20 protein-coding genes are annotated in these 17,129 nt (G+C 68.3%); 10 read left to right on the forward strand and 10 right to left on the reverse strand.

Features of this window, described 5'->3' with window-relative positions; all coding sequences use genetic code 11:
- Positions 1 to 47 precede the first annotated feature (47 nt).
- A complete protein-coding gene (locus RT655_RS11275) occupies positions 48 to 776 on the forward strand; it encodes a hypothetical protein (RefSeq protein ID WP_313536717.1) in 729 nt (242 codons plus the stop codon).
- Positions 777 to 790: 14 nt separating this feature from the next.
- On the opposite strand, the gene RT655_RS11280 is transcribed toward RT655_RS11275, so the two are convergent.
- On the reverse strand, positions 791 to 1,273 hold the full coding sequence (locus RT655_RS11280) for a thiamine phosphate synthase (protein WP_313536718.1): 483 nt from the start codon (positions 1,271 to 1,273) through the stop codon (positions 791 to 793).
- Between the two features lie 61 nt (positions 1,274 to 1,334).
- Between RT655_RS11280 and RT655_RS11285 the strand changes: the two genes are divergently transcribed.
- Together RT655_RS11285 and RT655_RS11290 are read left to right on the forward strand one after the other, a co-directional pair.
- A complete protein-coding gene (locus tag RT655_RS11285; RefSeq protein ID WP_313536720.1) occupies positions 1,335 to 2,003 on the forward strand; it encodes a YggS family pyridoxal phosphate-dependent enzyme in 669 nt (222 codons plus the stop codon).
- On the forward strand, positions 2,000 to 2,698 hold the full coding sequence (locus tag RT655_RS11290; protein WP_313536722.1) for an HAD family phosphatase: 699 nt from the start codon (positions 2,000 to 2,002) through the stop codon (positions 2,696 to 2,698). The genes RT655_RS11285 and RT655_RS11290 overlap by 4 nt, the downstream gene beginning before the upstream one ends.
- A gap of 91 nt (positions 2,699 to 2,789) precedes the next feature.
- Here RT655_RS11290 and ribA read toward each other — a convergent pair whose 3' ends face one another.
- The 4 genes from ribA to RT655_RS11310 all read right to left on the reverse strand — a co-directional run bounded on the left by ribA (position 2,790) and on the right by RT655_RS11310 (position 7,955).
- Positions 2,790 to 3,848 (reverse strand): GTP cyclohydrolase II, encoded by a 1,059-nt coding sequence (ribA, locus tag RT655_RS11295; RefSeq protein ID WP_313536724.1) that lies wholly within the window; start codon positions 3,846 to 3,848, stop codon positions 2,790 to 2,792.
- On the reverse strand, positions 3,845 to 4,627 hold the full coding sequence (locus RT655_RS11300) for an exodeoxyribonuclease III (RefSeq protein ID WP_313536726.1): 783 nt from the start codon (positions 4,625 to 4,627) through the stop codon (positions 3,845 to 3,847). The genes ribA and RT655_RS11300 overlap by 4 nt, the downstream gene beginning before the upstream one ends.
- Before the next feature lie 229 nt (positions 4,628 to 4,856).
- A complete protein-coding gene (locus RT655_RS11305) occupies positions 4,857 to 5,450 on the reverse strand; it encodes a LolA family protein (protein WP_409530253.1) in 594 nt (197 codons plus the stop codon).
- A gap of 114 nt (positions 5,451 to 5,564) precedes the next feature.
- Complete coding sequence (locus RT655_RS11310) at positions 5,565 to 7,955, reverse strand: DNA translocase FtsK (protein WP_313536730.1); 2,391 nt, start codon at positions 7,953 to 7,955, stop codon at positions 5,565 to 5,567.
- Between the two features lie 306 nt (positions 7,956 to 8,261).
- On the opposite strand from RT655_RS11310, the gene RT655_RS11315 reads away from it, so the two are divergent.
- The 3 genes from RT655_RS11315 to RT655_RS11325 all read left to right on the forward strand — a co-directional run bounded on the left by RT655_RS11315 (position 8,262) and on the right by RT655_RS11325 (position 11,973).
- Positions 8,262 to 9,332, forward strand: a complete 1,071-nt coding sequence (locus RT655_RS11315) for a Gfo/Idh/MocA family oxidoreductase (protein WP_313536731.1) — start codon at positions 8,262 to 8,264, stop codon at positions 9,330 to 9,332.
- Positions 9,329 to 10,675, forward strand: coding sequence for a Gfo/Idh/MocA family oxidoreductase (locus RT655_RS11320; RefSeq protein ID WP_313536733.1), 1,347 nt, complete (start codon positions 9,329 to 9,331; stop codon positions 10,673 to 10,675). The genes RT655_RS11315 and RT655_RS11320 overlap by 4 nt, the downstream gene beginning before the upstream one ends.
- An 80-nt stretch (positions 10,676 to 10,755) precedes the next feature.
- Positions 10,756 to 11,973, forward strand: a complete 1,218-nt coding sequence (locus tag RT655_RS11325; RefSeq protein ID WP_313536735.1) for a UbiH/UbiF/VisC/COQ6 family ubiquinone biosynthesis hydroxylase — start codon at positions 10,756 to 10,758, stop codon at positions 11,971 to 11,973.
- Here RT655_RS11325 and RT655_RS11330 read toward each other — a convergent pair.
- Positions 11,963 to 12,178 carry a DUF2007 domain-containing protein gene (locus tag RT655_RS11330; protein ID WP_313536737.1) on the reverse strand — a complete coding sequence of 72 codons (216 nt, stop codon included), beginning with the start codon at positions 12,176 to 12,178 and terminating at the stop codon, positions 11,963 to 11,965. The genes RT655_RS11325 and RT655_RS11330 overlap by 11 nt on opposite strands.
- A 50-nt stretch (positions 12,179 to 12,228) precedes the next feature.
- On the opposite strand from RT655_RS11330, the gene RT655_RS11335 reads away from it, so the two are divergent.
- Positions 12,229 to 12,474, forward strand: a complete 246-nt coding sequence (locus RT655_RS11335; RefSeq protein WP_264607034.1) for a type II toxin-antitoxin system CcdA family antitoxin — start codon at positions 12,229 to 12,231, stop codon at positions 12,472 to 12,474.
- Positions 12,474 to 12,770, forward strand: coding sequence for a CcdB family protein (locus RT655_RS11340; protein WP_313536741.1), 297 nt, complete (start codon positions 12,474 to 12,476; stop codon positions 12,768 to 12,770). The genes RT655_RS11335 and RT655_RS11340 overlap by 1 nt, the downstream gene beginning before the upstream one ends.
- Here the strand turns inward: RT655_RS11340 and tldD are convergent, their stop codons facing one another.
- The 3 genes from tldD to RT655_RS11355 form a co-directional block, all read right to left on the reverse strand.
- Positions 12,771 to 14,198, reverse strand: a complete 1,428-nt coding sequence (gene tldD / locus RT655_RS11345; protein ID WP_313536742.1) for a metalloprotease TldD — start codon at positions 14,196 to 14,198, stop codon at positions 12,771 to 12,773.
- A gap of 177 nt (positions 14,199 to 14,375) precedes the next feature.
- A complete protein-coding gene (locus RT655_RS11350) occupies positions 14,376 to 14,603 on the reverse strand; it encodes a hypothetical protein (protein ID WP_313536744.1) in 228 nt (75 codons plus the stop codon).
- Between the two features lies 1 nt (position 14,604).
- Entirely contained in the window at positions 14,605 to 14,835 is a 231-nt protein-coding gene (locus RT655_RS11355) for a zinc-finger domain-containing protein (protein ID WP_313536745.1), read from the reverse strand.
- 67 nt (positions 14,836 to 14,902) lie between these two features.
- Here RT655_RS11355 and RT655_RS11360 point away from each other — a divergent pair, with 67 nt between their 5' ends.
- A complete protein-coding gene (locus RT655_RS11360; protein WP_313536747.1) occupies positions 14,903 to 15,820 on the forward strand; it encodes an ABC transporter ATP-binding protein in 918 nt (305 codons plus the stop codon).
- 4 nt (positions 15,821 to 15,824) lie between these two features.
- Entirely contained in the window at positions 15,825 to 16,094 is a 270-nt protein-coding gene (locus tag RT655_RS11365; RefSeq protein WP_313536749.1) for a hypothetical protein, read from the forward strand.
- Positions 16,095 to 16,178: 84 nt separating this feature from the next.
- On the opposite strand, the gene RT655_RS11370 is transcribed toward RT655_RS11365, so the two are convergent.
- Positions 16,179 to 17,072, reverse strand: coding sequence for a prolyl oligopeptidase family serine peptidase (locus RT655_RS11370; protein ID WP_313536750.1), 894 nt, complete (start codon positions 17,070 to 17,072; stop codon positions 16,179 to 16,181).
- Positions 17,073 to 17,129: the final 57 nt, after the last annotated feature.

A 17,129-nucleotide genomic window follows, 5' to 3' on the forward strand; every position in this document is an offset into this window, starting at 1 on the left:
CGTCGCTTTGATTCCATGGTAGGGGCTCCCATTAGAGAGGTATGCAAATGCGCTTGGTACGTTGGATGTCGGGACTTGGGCTGGGGGCGCTCTGCGCCGCCGGGCTCCTCGTCGCGCCCACGCTCCAGGCACAGGAACGAGACCGCGCATTGAAGGCGGCCGTTCGTCCCGCACCCCTAGCGCAGGTCGCCGGTGGGTTCACGCCGGCATCCGCCGATCCCAAGCTCGCCGCCATGCTGGCGCGCAGTGGAATGAACGGTGTGGGCTTCCGCTTCACGCCGGCAGAATCGCGTACCGGTTCGGCGCGCGGCGTCAATGTCGCGGTCCGCGCCAGCACGAATCGCGCGGTGGAACTGGCGAGCCGTACCGCCACCGCCAAGCCTGCCTCGGTCAGCCTCGCGCCGATCGCCTATAATCTGGGCGTCGCGGTGGGCTGGCGTCGCTTCGCCGTCTCCGGCGACGTGACCCATATCGATATGGCGAACACCCAGCCGGGCAGCCGCGACCGCTCCGAGGTGGCGCTCAGCTATGCCGGCAAGCGCCTGAGCGGCCGTATCGCCGCTAGCGAGGATCGCCCGTTGGCGGGCACCCCGGTGCTGATCGGCGACAAGCCCAGCTATTCGTTCGATCTCGGCGGCTCCTACGCCGTGTCGCGTCGCCTCGATGTGACCGCGGGCGTGCGCTACAAGAGCGAGCGCGATCGCCTGACGCAGTTCAACGAAGACACGCGTCGCGACAGCCAGTCGATCTATATCGGCACCGCCTTCCACTTCTGATCCTTTGGGCTCGGCTAGCCGGCCCAGGCATCGATCGCCGCCCAGCCATGGATTCTCAGCGGCTTGAGTCGCTTGGCTTTGTCCGTGTCCATGCCGCCAAGCGCGATGACCGGCACGGGGAGTCCGCGGATCAGCAGCCCCAATCGGACGGGGCCAAGCACCGGCGCGCCGGGATGCGAGCGGGTGGGGAAGATGGGCGAGACCAGCAGCGCATCGGCGCCTGCGCGGATCGCCGCGACCGCCTCACGCCGCGAATGCACCGGCCAGGTGGTGAGACCGCGCCCTCGCTGGCCATGGGTGCCGCTTTCACCGCGCATCGGCTCGGCGCCCGCGCGCAGCAACACGAGCCCCCGCCGCCGTGCGACCTTGGCGACCCGGCCGAACAGTGCGCGACGCTCGGCTGCCGGCAGTTGGTAGTGGCGGAAGATCACCCCGCTGCCGCGCGGCAGCCGCGCCAGCGCGTCCCATAGCGCGTCGCCCAGGCGCGGGTCGGTCATCAGCCAGAGGCGTGGGATTGGGGGGTGGCGGGTCGGCATCGCCATGCCTATAGCCCGCCCCATGCTTCAAGACGATGCCAGCCAGCGGCTCGCCGCGGTGCAGACCGCGATCGCCCGCGCCGCCAAGATCGCCGGCCGCAAGCCCGCCGACATCACCCTGATCGCGGTTTCCAAGACGCACGACGCTGCGACGATCCAGCCGCTGATCGACGCCGGCCAGCGGGTGTTCGGCGAGAACCGCGTCCAGGAAGCCCAGGGCAAATGGCCGCAGCTGCGCGAGGCGACGCCGGGCGTCGAGCTCCACCTCGTCGGCCAGCTCCAGTCGAACAAGGCCGACGAAGCGGTCGCGCTGTTCGATGCCATCCACGGCGTCGATCGCCCCTCGCTTGTCACCGCGCTCGCCAAGGCGATGGACAAGGCCGATCGCCGCCCGGCCTGCTTCCTCCAGGTCAATATCGGCGACGAGCCGCAAAAGGGCGGCTGCCCTGTGGCCGAGCTGCCGGCGCTGCTCGCCGAGGCGCGCGCGGCGAACCTGCCGATCGCCGGCCTGATGTGCGTGCCGCCCGCCGGGCTGGAGGCCGCGCCCTATTTCGCGCTGCTCGCCAAGCTGGCGCGCGACCAGGGACTGGCCGGGCTCAGCATGGGCATGTCGAGCGACTATGAGACCGCGGTGACTCTCGGCGCCACCCATATCCGCGTCGGCACGGCGCTGTTCGGAGACCGCGCATGAACGAGCAGACGCGCCTGTCCACCACGATCCCGGTGCGTTTCGCCGGCATCATTTTCGACTTCGACGGCGTGCTGCTGGAGAGCGAATATGCCGGCAACAAGCAGATCGCCGACTATCTGACGAGCATCGGCCATCCGACCACGCCCGAACATTCGATGGCGAACTTCATGGGGCTGGCGGGGCATGATTTCCTCGCCGCGATCGAGAAGTGGATCGGCCGCCCGGTGCCGGAGGGCTTTCACGAAGCCCGTGCGGAGGAAGATGCGCGTGCGCTTTCGGAGGGGCTGCCGGCGGTGGCGGGCGCGCTCCGTTTCCTGGAGAGCCTACCCGCCGACCTGCCCAAGGCGATTGCCTCGTCGAGCCCGACGCACTGGCTCGACACCCATCTCCGCCATCTGGGGGTACGCGACCTGTTCGGCGACAAGCTGTTCAGCGGCCGCGAGCATGTCGCCAACGGCAAGCCGGCACCCGATCTCTACCTTCACGCCGCTGCCGCACTGGGCGTGCCGATCGCGGAGTGCGTGATCCTGGAGGATTCGCCGGTGGGGGTGAAGGGCGCGGTCGCCTCGGGCGCGACGGTGATCGGGCTGTGTGCGGGCTCGCACTGCGCGGCCGATCACGGCGCGCGGCTCAAGGCGCTGGGCGTGCAGCATATCGCGCAGGATTTCGACGAGGTCGCCCGGCTGATTGGCTGAGGGCCTTGCCGTGCTCCTGCGAAAGCAGGAGCCTAGGGTACCGAAGGTCCGTACAACCCTGGGCTCCTGCTTTCGCAGGAGCGCGGGAGTTTCAAAATTCGTGTCCCGTACGATCCCGCTTCGTCGCCAGATACCGCGCATTGTGCGGGTTCGCCGGCAACACGTGCGGCACGCGTTCCAGCACGTCGACGCCGGCGGCGCGCAGCGTCTCCACCTTTTGCGGGTTGTTGGTCAGCAGCCGGATGCGCGACTGGCCTAGCAGGCTCAGCATCCGCGCCGCCACCCGGAAGTTGCGCGCGTCGATCGCGAAGCCGAGCCGGGTGTTGGCGTCGACCGTGTCGAAGCCCTGGTCCTGCAGCGCATAGGCGCGCAGCTTGTTGATCAGGCCGATGCCGCGGCCTTCCTGGCGCAGATAGAGCAGGATGCCCCAGCCGCTCTTGGAAATCTCCGCGATCGCCGCCTTGAGCTGCGGCCCGCAATCGCATTTCAGGCTGCCGAGCATGTCGCCGGTCAGGCATTCGCTGTGGAGGCGCACCAGCGGGGTTTCGCCGTTCGGCTGGCCGATCAGCAGCGCGATATGCTCGCCGGGCATCTCGTCGGTGCGGAAGGCGACGATCTCGGCGTCCTCGGCCGCTTCCACCGGCAGCCGCGCGCGGCCGACGATGCGCAGGCGATCGGCATCCTCATGCGCGTCGATATCGGCGAGGGTGATCGCGTCCTCGGCATCGCCTTCGGTCACGAAGAAGGCGGGGAGCAGCCCGGCGATTCGCGCCAGCCGCAGCGCCGCCGCTGCGGAATCGGGCTGCACCACCGGAATCGCACGGAACGGGCCTTTCAGCGGCGTCGCGAGATCGAACTGCGGATCGGCCAGTGCTGTCGCTGCGTCGAAATCGAGCCAGTCTACGCGATCGACCAGCACCGGCGCGTCGGGCGTCGCGGCATCGCGCTGGTTGGCGAGCTTGAGCGTCGCCGCACGGCCGGCCGAGAGCAGCACAGGCGCGGTGCCTGCGGGATCGAACGCTGCCAGCCGCGCGCCGTCGCCGGTTTCGATTGCCAGCAGCTTGAGCGTGCCTTCCGTCCCCCGGATGGCGATCGGCCAGCCGCGACGCAGCGCGTCCACGGCTTCGGCGGCGGCGCGGGCACTCGTCAAAAGTCGAACTCCGTCACGATCGGCACATGGTCCGAGGGCTTGAGCCAGGAGCGGCACGGCTCGCATACCTTGTGCGCCGTCGCCTTCTCCGCAACCTCGGGGCTGGCCCACATATGGTCGAGCCGCCGCCCGCGATCGGAGGCGGCCCAGTCCTTGGCGCGGTAGCTCCACCAGGTGAAGCAGCGCTGCGGCGCGGGGATGAACTTGCGGCCGAGGTCCACCCAGCCATGCGCCGCCTGCAGCCGCCCCAGCGCCTCCACCTCGATCGGCGTGTGGCTGACGACGTCGAGCAGCTGCTTGTGGCTCCACACGTCCGATTCGAGGGGTGCGATGTTGAAGTCGCCGGTGAGGATCGTAGGCACGTCGAGTCGCTCCGACCATTCGGTCATCCGTTGGACGAAATCGAGCTTCTGGCCGAACTTGGGATTCACCCCCCGGTCGGGCACGTCGCCGCCGGCGGGGACATAGACATTCTCGAGTCGCACGCCGTTGGGGAGCCGCACGCCGACATGCCGGGCCTCTTGGTTGGCCTGCCAGTCGAGCCGGTCGTCCTCGACCAGCGGCATCTTGCTGACGATCGCGACGCCGTGGTGCATCCGCTGGCCGTGCTTGATGACATGGGTGTAGCCGAGGTCGTGGAACGGCGCCTCGGGAAAGTCGCCGTCGATCACCTTGGTCTCCTGGAGACACAGGATGTCGGGTGCTTCCTCGCGCAGAAACTGCTCGACGATGGCGATGCGGAAGCGGACGGAGTTGATGTTCCAGGAGGCGATCTTCACGCGCGCCGATGTAGCGATTCTTCGCGCCAGCGCCAGACCAGCCGGAAAAGGAAAGGCCCCCGCTCCGGGGGCAATGGAGCGAGGGCCGACCTAGCGTTCGTCACGCAGGCGGGAAGGGGATACAGGCCCGGGCAACAGGGGGAAAAATCCCGGGCAAAAACCCCATCCGCACTACGCTCTTAGACCGGCGAACCTGTCGCTTGGATGAACGATTGCACAGAAAGCGAAATTAGTGGGTGCGGCCCTGCGGCCGCGGATCGGTCCAGCGGAAGCTCGAATCGGCGACCGCGGCGTTGAAGCGCTGGTTGCTCAGCCGGATCGTGGTGCGGTTGTTCTGTGCATCGAGCGCGACCCAGCCCTGGAGCTTGAGGCCGGCGGGCGCCGCGGCATCCTTCTGGAAAACGAGCGTGATTCGGCCATATTCGGGATGTTTGTTGTCGTGCACGTCGACCGAGACGACGCGCGGATCGGCGGTGGGCTTCACCGTCGCATAGCCGCTGATGTCGCGATTCGGATCGAGCAGCACGCGGAGCGGCGAATTGCCGATCGGCCAGCGCTGCACCTGCCGCACCTGATAATCGATGAAATAGAGGCTGCTGCCATCGGCGACGATCAGCTGCGGCACGCCCTTCTCGTACTGGAAGCGGATCTTGCCCGGGCGCTTGAGCGTCATCGTGCCGGCGACGACGCGGCCGTTGCGGTCTTCCTGGGTGAAGTCCGCGGTCATGCTGGTGACCGCCTTGAGATGCTGCTGGACCTGGTCGAGCTCGGGCGCCGGCGCGGCTGCGACGAGCAGCGGGGCGGCGAGGAGCGACAGGGCCAAGGGACGGGAAAACACGAGGAACGTCTCCGAATTGCTGGTCGCCCGGGTAGCAGGCGGGGCTTGAACGGGCTGTGAACCCGCACCCCACCCGATTCGATCCCGTTACGGATCGCCTTAGAGCGGCCGTCCGTCGGTATCCATCAGCACCTCGCGACGTCCGACATGGTCGGGCTTGGAGACGAGATTCTCGCGCTCCATCCGCTCGATCAGCCGCGCGGCGGAGTTGTAGCCGACGCGCAGCTGGCGCTGCAGCCACGAGGTCGAGGCCTTCTGGCTCTCGGCCACCAGCTGCACCGCGCGGCGATAGGTCTGCTCCTCGGGGCTGTCCTCGCCGTCGGGCGCGCCTTCCAGCGTGAAGCCCCCGTCCTCGGGCTCCTCGGTGACCGCCGAGATGTAATCCGGTGCGCCCTGTGCGCGCCAGAAGTCGGTGACCGCCTGGACCTCGTCGTCGCTGACGAAGGGCCCGTGGACGCGGGTGATGCCCTTGCCGCCGGACATGTAGAGCATGTCGCCCTTGCCCAGCAGCTGCTCGGCCCCCTGTTCGCCGAGGATGGTGCGCGAATCGATCTTCGAGGTGACGTGGAAGCTGATTCGGGTCGGCAGGTTCGCCTTGATCACGCCGGTGATGACGTCGACCGAGGGGCGCTGCGTGGCCATGATCAGGTGGATACCCGCCGCGCGCGCCTTCTGGGCGAGCCGCTGGATCAGAAATTCGACTTCCTTGCCCGCGGTCATCATCAGGTCGGCCAGCTCGTCGACGATGACGACGATCAGCGGCAGTACCTGCAGGTCGAGCGTCTCTTCCTCGTAGATCGGCTTGCCGGTTTCGGGATCGTAGCCCACCTGCACCTTGCGGCCGAGGGTCTGGCCCTTGGCCTTCGCCGTCCGCACCTTGTCGTTGTAGCTGGCCAGGCTGCGGACGTTGACCGAGGCCATCATCCGGTAGCGATCCTCCATCTGCTCGACCGCCCATTTGAGCGCGCGCACCGCCTTGGGCGGATCGGTCACCACGTCGGCGAGCAGGTGGGGGATGTCCTTGTACATGCTGAGTTCCAGCATCTTCGGATCGATCATGATCAGCCGGCACTGCTCGGGCGTCAGCCGATAGAGCAGCGACAGGATCATGCAGTTGAGCCCCACCGACTTGCCCGAGCCGGTGGTACCCGCGACGAGCAGATGCGGCATGGGCGCGAGGTCGGCGATCACCGGCTCGCCCGCGATGTTCTTGCCGAGCACCACCGGCAGGGTGGCGCCCTGTTCCTCGAACTGCTGGCTGCCGATCAGCTCGTGCAGGCTCACGCCTTCGCGCGTCGCATTGGGCAGCTCGATGCCCATCACGGTGCGGCCGGGGATGGTGGCGACGCGCGCCGAGATCGCGCTCATGTTGCGGGCGATGTCGTCGGCCAGCTGGATCACGCGGCTGGCCTTGATGCCGCTCGCCGGCTCCAGCTCGTACATGGTGACTACGGGTCCGGGGCGGACCTCGACGATCTCGCCCTTCACATGGAAGTCTTCGAGCACGCTCTCGAGCAGCCGGGCGTTGCGCTCCAGCGCTGCCTTGTCGACCGTCGCGGTGCGATTGGCCGGGGGCGGGGTGAGCAGGTCGAGCGGGGGCAGCTGGTAGCTGTCCTTGAAGTCGAGCGCGGCCTGCACCGGCGGCTTGGTGCGGGCAGGGGCGGTGGAGATGGTGCGGTCGGCGATCACCGGGCCGGGGCGATTGTCCGGCACCACCACGCGGCGCGGTTCGGCGGCGCGGGGCGGATCGCGATCGAAGGGGAGGTCGTCATCGTCCTCGTCCGGCTCTGCGTCGAACGCCGCCACCGTCTGCGGCCGGGCCCGGAAGCCCGTGCCTTCGGGGGCCGTGACGATTCGCGCCTCGCCGGTGCTGCGGGTGAAGCGCGGCAGGCGGAACAGGCGCAAGGGCGAGGTGAACTCCAGCCGCATCCACCACAGCCACAGTCCGCCGAGCAGCAGCAACAGGCCGATGCCGCGCCCGACCCAGAAGGACACCGCGGGATCACCGGCCAGTCCGATCAGCCAGTCGATGCCGCCGGCGATCGACAGCCCGATCATTCCGCCCATACCGGCGGGCAGCCGCCAGTCGAGCGGCAGCGACCAGTCGAAATGGAGCAGCCCCAGCCCGACCGCGGCGAGCGCGGCGGCGACCGCTGCGCTGCCGATCATCCGGCGCGGGCGCTCGATCGGCCGATCGATCATCATCCGGTGGGCGGCGAGCAGGCCGACGGGGGCGAGCAGCAGCACCGGCAGGCCGACCAGCGTGTAGAGGATGTCGGCAACCCAGGCGCCGACCGGGCCGAGCCAGTTGCGCACCGGTCCGCCCGCGGCGGTGTTCAGCGCCGGATCGGAGGCATGGTAGCTCAGCAGCGCCAGCACGAGCGCGACCGTCAGCACGAACAGCGCCGTGCCCGCCAGGACGAACCCGCCGCGGCGGACACCCGCCTTCATCGTGTCGCGCCAATGCGGCGCCTCTGCGCGGGACGCCATCGCCCAGCCTCCGGATCTGTAAGGAAAAACGTGGCGGAATCATCGCGCCTGCGTACTCCGGCGTCAAGGCGCGGCGGTGTGGAGCGCGCATGCCATCGCATCCGAGACGCATCTCGTCGAACATTTTGCAGCGCAGCAAGTTCTTCCCTGCTATGCGCTTAGCGGACGGCGGATCGGAATCGATGCGCCAGTGGAACGTATCGCCGGTCGCTGCTTTTGGTGGAGACCGCGTAAGCAGTATCAGCAGCTCGGACGACGATGGTCGGCTCCTGGCACGATGCGGCAACCATCTTGGGGGATTCACACGTGGACACACGTTGGGCGATATTCGGCACCGGCGGGATTTCGGCGAAGTTCGTCTCGGGACTTCGCCATGCAAAAGGCGCGAAGCCGCAGCTGGTGGTGTCGCGCAGCGCGGAGTCGGGCCGGCGCTTTGCCGACGCGTTCGGGATTCCCGAGGTGGCCGAGGGCTATGACAGCGTCACCGCCGCCGCGCCCTTCGACGTCGCCTATATCGCCACGCCACCCTCCGAACATGCGCGCCACGCGATCGCCTGTATCGAGGCGGGCAAGGCAGTGCTGATCGAGAAGCCGTTCGCGTCGTCGGTGGCGGAAGCCCGGCGGATCGCCGATGCCGCCCGCGCGCAGGGCGTGTTCTGCATGGAAGCGATGTGGACACGGTTCAATCCCGCCGCCCGCCGCCTGCGCGACCTCGTCCGCGAGGGCGCGATCGGCGAGGCGCGGCAAGCGCACGGCGCCTTCTGCTTCACCAACGAGCCCGACGCCGCCAACACCAGCTTCGATCCGCAGCGCGGCGGCGGGGCGCTCGCACAGCTCGGCGTCTATCCGATCTCGCTGCTCCACTGGCTGTTCGGTGCGCCCGAAGGCGTGGCAGCGTTCGGACGGATCGGCGACACCGGCGTCGAGGAAGATGCGGCGATCAGCCTGCGCTTCGTCGGCGGGGTGGTGGCGACGGTCAACACCAGCCTGCGCGCGCTCGGCGACAACGGCCTGCGCATCGGCGGCACGCATGGCAGCGTCGCCTTCGAGGGCCCGATCTTCCGCCCGTACGGCGTGCGCCTCCAGCGGATGACCCCGCGCCGGAAGGGCGGCGACACCGGGCTCGGTCGCAAGGCGCTGCTCCGCGAACAGGGGCTGCCGCAGAAACTGTCGCAGCTCCACGGCCTGCTGACGCGCGGCGGCAAGGTCGAGCGGCAGCTGTTCGCCGGCAACGGCTATCACTATCAGGTCGAGGAAGTCGGCCGCTGCCTCGCCGCGGGGCTCCAGGAGAGCTCGGAGATGACGCTGGCGGACAGCATCGCGGTGATGGAAACCATGGACACAGTGCGCGAACGGATCGGGGGACAGGGCAAATGAAGATGCAGGGCGAAACCACGGGCAAGACCGGCGTGGCCATCATCGGCTGCGGCTATGTGTTCGATCATTACATGACGACGGCATGGGCGCACCCGGAGATCGACGTGCGCGGCGTGTACGACATCGATCTGGCGCGCTCGGCCAAGGTCTCCGACTATTACGGCTTCTCGGTCTATCCCGATCTCCAGGCGATCCTCGACGATCCCGCGGTGACATTGGTGCTCAACCTCACCAGCATCGAGGCGCATTTCGAGCTGACCCGCGCGCTGCTCGAAGCCGGCAAGCACGTCTATTCGGAAAAGCCGCTCACCACCGATCTGGAAGAGGCGCGCACGCTGTTCCGCATCGCCGAGGAGCGCGGGCTCGTCCTGTCGAGCGCGCCGTGCAACTTCCTCAGCGACAGCGTCCAGACGATGTGGAAGGCGGTGCGCGACGGCGCGATCGGCAAGCCGCTGCTGATCTATGCCGAGTTCGACGACAACCCCATCTACCTGATGAAGCCCGAGACCTGGCGCAGCCGCACCGGCGCGCCCTGGCCGTACATCCATGAGTACGAGATGGGCTGCACCTTCGAGCATGTCGGCTATCATCTGGTGTGGATGCTGGCGATGTTCGGCCCGGTGCGTTCGGTTACCGCCTTCTCCAAGGTGGTGGTGCCGCACAAGACCGACCAGCCGATGCACCCGGCAGACACCCCCGATTTTTCGGTCGCCACACTCGATTTCGTCAGCGGCGTCACCGCCCGCGTCACCTGCAGCATCGCGGCCCCGGCGGACCACCGCATGCGCGTGATCGGCGACGAGGGCGAGCTGAGCACCGATACCTATCGGCACTACCAGTCGCCGGTGCTCCTCGAGCGCTTCTCGCAGCTCAGCCTCAACGCCCGCAAGGCGCGCAGCCTGCGGCTCCAGCCGCTGTTCGGTCGTGGCTTTGGCGTCGGCGGTCGCGTGCTGCCCTTCGTGCGCCACTGGAAGTCGTTCGCGACGATGCGCGCCAATGCCGCGGGCAAGACCTCGTTCTTCAAGAAGCTGGTCGCCGGTGCCAAGCGCCGCGAGGTCGGCGCGCAGGACAAGATGCTCGGCGTTGCCGAGACCGCACGTGCGCTGCGGATGGGCGAGCCGTGCCCGATCCCGCCCGATTTCATCCTCCACGTGACCGAGCTGACGCTGGCGATCCAGGGCGCGGGCACGATGGGCGGCGCCGTCGCGCTGACCACCAGCTTCGTGCCCTTCGAGCCGATGGCCTCCACCAAGGCCGATCCGCGCAACTATCGCGACAGCTATTCGCCCGGCTTCCTCGCCAAGCGGATGGACGGGATGATCGAGCGGCTCCACCAGCATTGATGGCGCGCAGGTGCAGGGGTTTGCCGCCCCTGCACCTGTTGACGGCTGGCAGGCGCGTGCGAACCTGCTAGGGCAGGGCCATGGACCAGGCGGACATTCTAATCCTCGGCGGCGGGCTGGTCGGCAGCGCGCTCGCAACGGCGCTCGATGCGCACGGCATCAGTTCGATCGTGATCGATCCGGCGAACCCGGAAACCATCCTCGGCGCGAGTTTCGACGGCCGCGCCTCGGCGATCGCGAGCGCGCCGATGCGGATGTTCGAGGCGATCGGCGTCGGCGGGCGACTGGCGGGGAAGGGGTGCCCGATCGAGGGCATCCGCGTCTCCGACGGGCTGGCGCCGGGCAAGCTCGACTTCGCGCCGGACGCCGATGACGGCGCGCTCGGCCATATGTTCGAGAATCGCGTGCTGCGTACCGCGCTGTTCGAGGCAGCGCAGGCCGCACCGCTGGCGGACGTGCGGATGCAGACCCGCGCCGTCTCGGTGGAGCGCGGCCCGCACGGCGTGGTCGCGACGCTCGATTCGGGCGCGACCGTGCGCGCGCAGCTGCTGATCGCGGCGGAGGGGCGCAACTCGCCCACCCGCGATTCGGCCGGCTTCAAGGTCGCACGCTGGACCTATGACCATGCCGCGATGATCGCGACGCTGAATCACGAGCGGTCCCACGAGAACATCGCCTACGAGATCTTCTACCCGCAGGGCCCGTTCGCGATCCTGCCGCTGCTCGACGACGAAAACGGCCATCGCTCGGCGGTGGTGTGGACGGTCCACGCCCGCGACGCGGCGGCGATGCACAAGATCTCCGACCGCGCCTATCTGGCCGAGGCGGAAAAGAAGATGGGTGGGTTCCTGGGCAAGCTGGGGCCGCTGTCGTCGCGCTCCTCCTATCCGCTCGGCTTCCACCATGCCGCCTGGATCACCGCCGAGCGGCTGGCGCTGGTCGGCGATGCGGCGCATGGCATCCATCCGATCGCGGGGCAGGGCGTCAATGTCGGCTTCCGCGACGTGGCGACGCTGGTCGAGGTGCTGGTCGACGGCAAAAGGCTGGGGCTCGACATGGGCGATCCCGAGCTGCTCGCCCGCTATCAGCGCTGGCGCGGGCTGGACACCTTCATGGTCTCGCTGGCGACCGACGGGCTCACTCGGCTGTTCGGCATCCCCGGCGCGCTGCCCAATGCGGTGCGGCGCTTCGGCCTGTCGGCGGTCGACAAGCTGCCGCCGCTGAAGAACTGGTTCATGGGCGAGGCGCGCGGCGAGAGCGGCGACGTGCCCAAGCTGCTCCAGGGGATTACGGCGTAGCGCCACCCGCCGCGTCGACGATGGCACGGGCGGCGTCGAGATCCTCGTCGTCCACCATCACCCGCACGGGGATCAGCAGATAGCTGCCGTCGGCGATGCTGGCGCCCGCGTCGAACACGAAGCTGGGGATCTCCTCATCCTCCAGTCGACCCGGGACGATGAAGGCTTCCTGCCGATTGAACCGGCCGAGTTCGACGAGCGCCATGCCGGCCTCCGATGATTGACGCGCATGGGGCATGCGCATAGCTTATCCGCATGAAGCACGATCCGATCGCGTCCGGCAAGCGCAAGGCGGTGAACCTGTCGCTCGACACCGGCGTGGTGGCTGCAGGGCGCGAAATGGGTCTGAATCTCTCCCAGGTCTGCGAAGCCGCGATCCGCGCAGCCGCCAAGGCAGAGCGCGACCGGCGGTGGCAGGAGGAGAATCGGGAATGGGCGGAAGCCCATAACCGCTGGGTCGAAGAGAACGGATTGCCGCTCGAGCGCTATCGCCTGTTCTGATGGCGCAGTTCGACGTGCATCGGCTGGCGGGTGGGGGCCTGGTGATCGATTGCCAGGCCGACGACTTGGCCACGATCGGCACACGCTTCGTCATCCCGCTCGCGAAGCCTGGCGAAAGCGCCCCGACGACGCCGCGCCTGCACCCGCAGTTCGACGTGAACGGCGAGACGTGGATTCTAATGACGGAATTCGCTGCCGCGATCCGCACCAGCGAACTGCGCGAACGGGTCGGATCACTCGCCGAGGAGCGTTTCCGCATCCTCGGCGCGATCGACGTGCTTACCGGCAGCGGCTGATCACGCTGCCGTCCCGCCTACCGTCAGCCCTTCCACGAGCAGCGTCGGCTGGCCGACGCCGGCGGGGACCGACTGGCCGCCCTTGCCGCACATGCCCACGCCCTCATCGAGCGCGAAGTCGTTACCGATGCCGGTGACGCGGTGGAGTACGGTGGGCCCGTCGCCGATCAGCGTCGCGCCCTTGATCGGCGCGCCCAGCTTGCCGTTCTCGATCAGATAGGCCTCGGTACACGAGAAGACGAACTTGCCCGAGACGATATCGACCTGTCCGCCGCCGAAGCTCTTGGCGTAGATGCCCTTCTTCACGCGGGAGAGCAGCTCGGCGGGATCGTCCTTGCCGCCCTTCATGAAGGTGTTGGTCATCCGCGGCATCGGCGCGTGCTGGAACGATTCGCGGCGGCCATTGCCGGTCGGCTCGACGCCCATCAGCCGGGCGTTCAAGCGGTCCTGCATATAGCCCTTGAGGATGCCGTCCTCGATCAGCACCGTCTCGCGGGTCGGCGTGCCCTCGTCGTCGATCGAGAGCGAGCCGCGGCGATCGTGGATCGAGCCGTCGTCGACCACGGTCACGCCCGGTGCCGCGACGCGCTCGCCGATGCGGCCGGAAAAGGCGCTGGTGCCCTTGCGGTTGAAGTCGCCTTCCAGGCCATGGCCCACCGCCTCGTGGAGCAGCACACCGGGCCAGCCGGGGCCGCACAGCACGGTCATGTCGCCCGCCGGCGCCGCAACCGCATCGAGATTGACCAGCGCCTGCGCCAGCGCCTCGTCGATCGCGCGGTTCCAGGTCTCGGACTGGAACAGCCGGTCATAGACCACGCGCCCGCCGGTGCCGAAGCTGCCGGTCTCGCGGCGGCCGTTCTGCTCGACCACCACCGAGACGTTGAGCCGCACCAGCGGCCGCACATCGGTGGCGACGAAGCCGTCGGCGCGGACCACTTCCACGACGCTCCACTGGCCGGTGAGGCTCACCGACACCTGCTTCACCCGCGGATCGCGCGCACGCGCAGCGGCGTCGATCGTCTGGCACAGATTCACCTTGTCGGCGAAGGGCACCAGGTCGAGCGGATCGGCATCGGTGTAGAGGTGGCGATTGTTGCCCTGGGGCGGGGGCGCCTTGCCCTGCTTGGCGGGATCGATCAGGGCCATCGTCTCGGCGGCGCGGCGGATCGCGGCGGCGCTGATCTCGTTGGCATGGGCAAAGGCTGTCGTCTCGCCCGAGACCGCGCGCAGGCCGAAGCCCGACTGCGTGTCATAGGCGGCGGTCTTCAGCCGGCCGTCGTCGAAGCCGAACGCCTCGGACTTGCGATATTGCAGATAGAGCTCGCCATCCTCGGCCTGGCCCAGCGCATCTGCGGTCAGGCGAACGGCAGCGTCGGGATCGAGCCCGTCGCGATAGAGGAAGGCGCGGGGATCGGTGGGAATGCTCATCCTACCGATATAGGACGCGTAATCGAAGAGTCACGCATCCGCGCGCCGATCAGCGGCCCTCGGCCTGTTCGCGCACCTTGAGGATCACGCCGGCAAGCGTCAGGCCGATACCGACGGAGAGCAGCGCGAGGCTGAAACCGATCATCGCCTTCACTCCTTCATGCAGCGTTCGAATCGTCAGGCTGCGGCGGCCGTGATCCGCTTCTGCATCTCTCTATCCATATAGGGCGAAGGGGTTTCGTCCTGCAAGACGCCGGCGGCAATCTCGCAGCGCTTCGTGGCCGCAGCCTGATTTTCACGCAGGAGTTCGGTGGCGAGGCTGCCCAATGCGCCGACCATGGCAGCCAGACCGGAAGTGATGAGAAGATCCGCCCAACCGAGTTTTCGACCGGGCTTCTCCACCATCTCAGATGCTGGCGCCTGCCGGATGGTCGGGCAGCTGGCTCTGGTCGGCGCCGTCGGCGGGGCCGCCGATCAGCACGAAGCGGCGGTCGCAATAGCCGCAATCGACATAGCCGCTCTCGTCAATCTGCAGATAGACGCGCGGATGGCCGAGCGCGGCCGGCAGGCCGGGGCCGGTGCCGTCGCAGGCGACGCGGGGCTGGGTGGTGCGGAGGACTTCGGGCGGGGCGATCATGTTCCGCGCCTTAGCAAAGCGCGCGGGGGCTCGCAATCGGATGCGCAGGGTCTTAAAGCTGCCCGCCATGACCCAGGCTGCGATCGCGATCGACACTCTCTGCAAGACCTATTCCGGGGGCAAGCGCGCGCTGGACGGGGTGAGCTTCGAGGTGCCGCGCGGGCAGATCTTCGGGCTGCTCGGGCCCAATGGCGCGGGCAAGTCGACGCTGATCAACATCCTGGCGGGGCTGGTCAACAAGACCGACGGCAAGGTCTCGATCTGGGGCTTCGACATCGATGCGCACCCGCGCAACGCCAAGGCGAGCATCGGCATCGTCAACCAGGAAATCCTGTTCGATCCCTTCTTCACGCCCAAGGAGACGCTGGAGATCCAGGCGGGCCTGTACGGCGTGCGGAAGGGTACGTTCGACGCGATGGCGCTGCTCCGCGCGGTGCATCTCGAAGACAAGGCCAATGCCTATTCGCGCACGCTCTCGGGCGGCATGAAGCGGCGGCTGATGGTCGCCAAGGCGATGGTGCATTCCCCGCCGATCATCGTGCTCGACGAGCCGACCGCGGGCGTCGACGTCGAACTGCGCCAGCAGCTCTGGGCCTATGTGAAGCAGCTCAACCAGCGCGGCGTGACGGTGGTGCTGACCACCCATTATCTCGAAGAGGCCGAGGAGCTGTGCGACCGCATCGCGATCATCAACCACGGCCAGCTGATCGCCAACAAGCCCACGCGCGAGCTGGTCGGCATGGCGCAGGAAAAGGTGGTCGAGGTGACGGTCGACCGCGACATCGCCGCCGCGCCGGACAATGCCTGCTTCCAGAAGGTGGAGCTGAAGGGCGAGCGGGTGCTGGTGATCACCTACCGCAAGGACCAGGCCAATGCCGGCGAAGTGCTGGGCGCGGTGCAGGCGGCGGGGCTGGGGATCGTCGATGTGTCGACTCGCGAGGCGGACCTGGAGGATGTGTTCCTGAACCTGACGCGGGCGGCGTAGGCTGATGGACGGTCAGCACTGCCCGATCTGCCGCGGGCGAGTGCCGATAAATCCCCGTTATCCGCGCTATCTATGCTCTGCCTGCGCGGCACGGGCGCTGGCACCCGATGGCCGACCTCTACGCTTCTACAACATTGACCTGAGCGGCGGTTTTCAGGCCTTCTATGCCGATACCGATGCCCCCTATCCAAGCCATGCCTGCCAGGTGGATGGCATCGCATGTCGCGCCGACGAAGCACGCTTCGGCGGAATCGTTATCGAACGCGCGGACTAAGTGCCTGCCATTGCCGGTCAACGCTTGAGCCTTCCCCGGGTCCTGGCGAACTGATGCTGTGGCCTTTGGGCGCTCGGCTCCCGTTCAGCGCCGGTGCCGCGCGAAGAACGCCCACATCGCCTCGTTGTCCGCCACCCAGACATGGCCCGCGCCGTGTTTCACCTGACCGGCCACGTCCGCGCCGCCCGAGCAGCGGCTGAAGCGCTCTTCCTGCACGTCGGCTGACACCTCGCGCTCGACCGGTCCCACCCGGCATCCGTTCAAGTCCGCCCAGCGGACCAGCGCCGTGTGCATCGTGTACTGCCAGTATCCCGCGCCGCCGCCCCGCACTGGGTTGGTGGTGTCGGCATCGCCGGCGAAGGCGAGCACCGGCATCGGCCGCGACGGCGTGCAGGTCGCCGGATCGGGGACGCGGGGCAGGTCCTTGCGGGGATTGCCCGCGCGCAGGCCCACCACCGGCGCGATCGCGGCGAAGCGGTCCGCGGCGACGCAGCCGAGCCACGAGGTCATCCGGCCGCCGCCCGAATAGCCGGTAGCGTAGATCCGCGCGCGGTCCACGCAGCCCTTGGCTGCCAGCCGGTCGATCGCGGTCTGCACGAAGGCGACGTCGTCGGCATCGTCGGGGCCGGGGACCTTGCCGGTCACGGTCGGGACGCCGGGGATGTTCCACACGAAGCCACCTTCCGCCGGGATGCCGCCATCGGGCGCGGCGAGCAGGAAGCCGTGGCGGTCTGCGGTCGCCTCCAGCTTGGACTGGGCCAGAATGTCGCGGCCCTTGCCGGTGCTGCCGTGGAACACGAACAGCAGCGGCAGCCGCGCCGCGCTGCGACCGGCAGGGACATGTACCAGCATCGAACGCCCGGTGCCTTCGATCGCCACCGGCACCGTCGACCCCGGCGCGCCCAGCCGACACGTCGCCGCCTGCGCCGAGCCGCTGCCGAACAGCGCCGCAACTCCGATCCACCAGCCCAGCCGCATCTGCTTCTCCTTCGCTAACCCCTTATGCCCGAGGGTAGGGATTGCGGAACCCCGCCC

This window comes from Sphingomonas sp., assembly GCF_032114135.1.
In the GTDB taxonomy this organism is placed as follows: Bacteria; Pseudomonadota; Alphaproteobacteria; order Sphingomonadales; family Sphingomonadaceae; genus Sphingomonas.

Excerpts from the sequence above, each read along its gene's own strand:
- RT655_RS11320 (WP_313536733.1), top strand. The coding sequence starts at position 9,329 with ATGAAGATGCAGGGCGAAACCACGGGCAAGACCGGCGTGGCCATCATC.
- RT655_RS11310 (WP_313536730.1), bottom strand. The coding sequence starts at position 7,955 with ATGGCGTCCCGCGCAGAGGCGCCGCATTGGCGCGACACGATGAAGGCG.
- RT655_RS11275 (WP_313536717.1), top strand. The coding sequence starts at position 48 with ATGCGCTTGGTACGTTGGATGTCGGGACTTGGGCTGGGGGCGCTCTGC.
- RT655_RS11340 (WP_313536741.1), top strand. The coding sequence starts at position 12,474 with ATGGCGCAGTTCGACGTGCATCGGCTGGCGGGTGGGGGCCTGGTGATC.
- RT655_RS11330 (WP_313536737.1), bottom strand. The coding sequence starts at position 12,178 with ATGGCGCTCGTCGAACTCGGCCGGTTCAATCGGCAGGAAGCCTTCATC.
- RT655_RS11290 (WP_313536722.1), top strand. The coding sequence starts at position 2,000 with ATGAACGAGCAGACGCGCCTGTCCACCACGATCCCGGTGCGTTTCGCC.
- RT655_RS11370 (WP_313536750.1), bottom strand. The coding sequence starts at position 17,072 with ATGCGGCTGGGCTGGTGGATCGGAGTTGCGGCGCTGTTCGGCAGCGGC.
- RT655_RS11365 (WP_313536749.1), top strand. The coding sequence starts at position 15,825 with ATGGACGGTCAGCACTGCCCGATCTGCCGCGGGCGAGTGCCGATAAAT.
- RT655_RS11350 (WP_313536744.1), bottom strand. The coding sequence starts at position 14,603 with ATGGTGGAGAAGCCCGGTCGAAAACTCGGTTGGGCGGATCTTCTCATC.
- RT655_RS11355 (WP_313536745.1), bottom strand. The coding sequence starts at position 14,835 with ATGATCGCCCCGCCCGAAGTCCTCCGCACCACCCAGCCCCGCGTCGCC.
- RT655_RS11335 (WP_264607034.1), top strand. The coding sequence starts at position 12,229 with ATGAAGCACGATCCGATCGCGTCCGGCAAGCGCAAGGCGGTGAACCTG.
- RT655_RS11285 (WP_313536720.1), top strand. The coding sequence starts at position 1,335 with ATGCTTCAAGACGATGCCAGCCAGCGGCTCGCCGCGGTGCAGACCGCG.
- RT655_RS11325 (WP_313536735.1), top strand. The coding sequence starts at position 10,756 with ATGGACCAGGCGGACATTCTAATCCTCGGCGGCGGGCTGGTCGGCAGC.
- RT655_RS11280 (WP_313536718.1), bottom strand. The coding sequence starts at position 1,273 with ATGACCGACCCGCGCCTGGGCGACGCGCTATGGGACGCGCTGGCGCGG.
- tldD (WP_313536742.1), bottom strand. The coding sequence starts at position 14,198 with ATGAGCATTCCCACCGATCCCCGCGCCTTCCTCTATCGCGACGGGCTC.
- RT655_RS11360 (WP_313536747.1), top strand. The coding sequence starts at position 14,903 with ATGACCCAGGCTGCGATCGCGATCGACACTCTCTGCAAGACCTATTCC.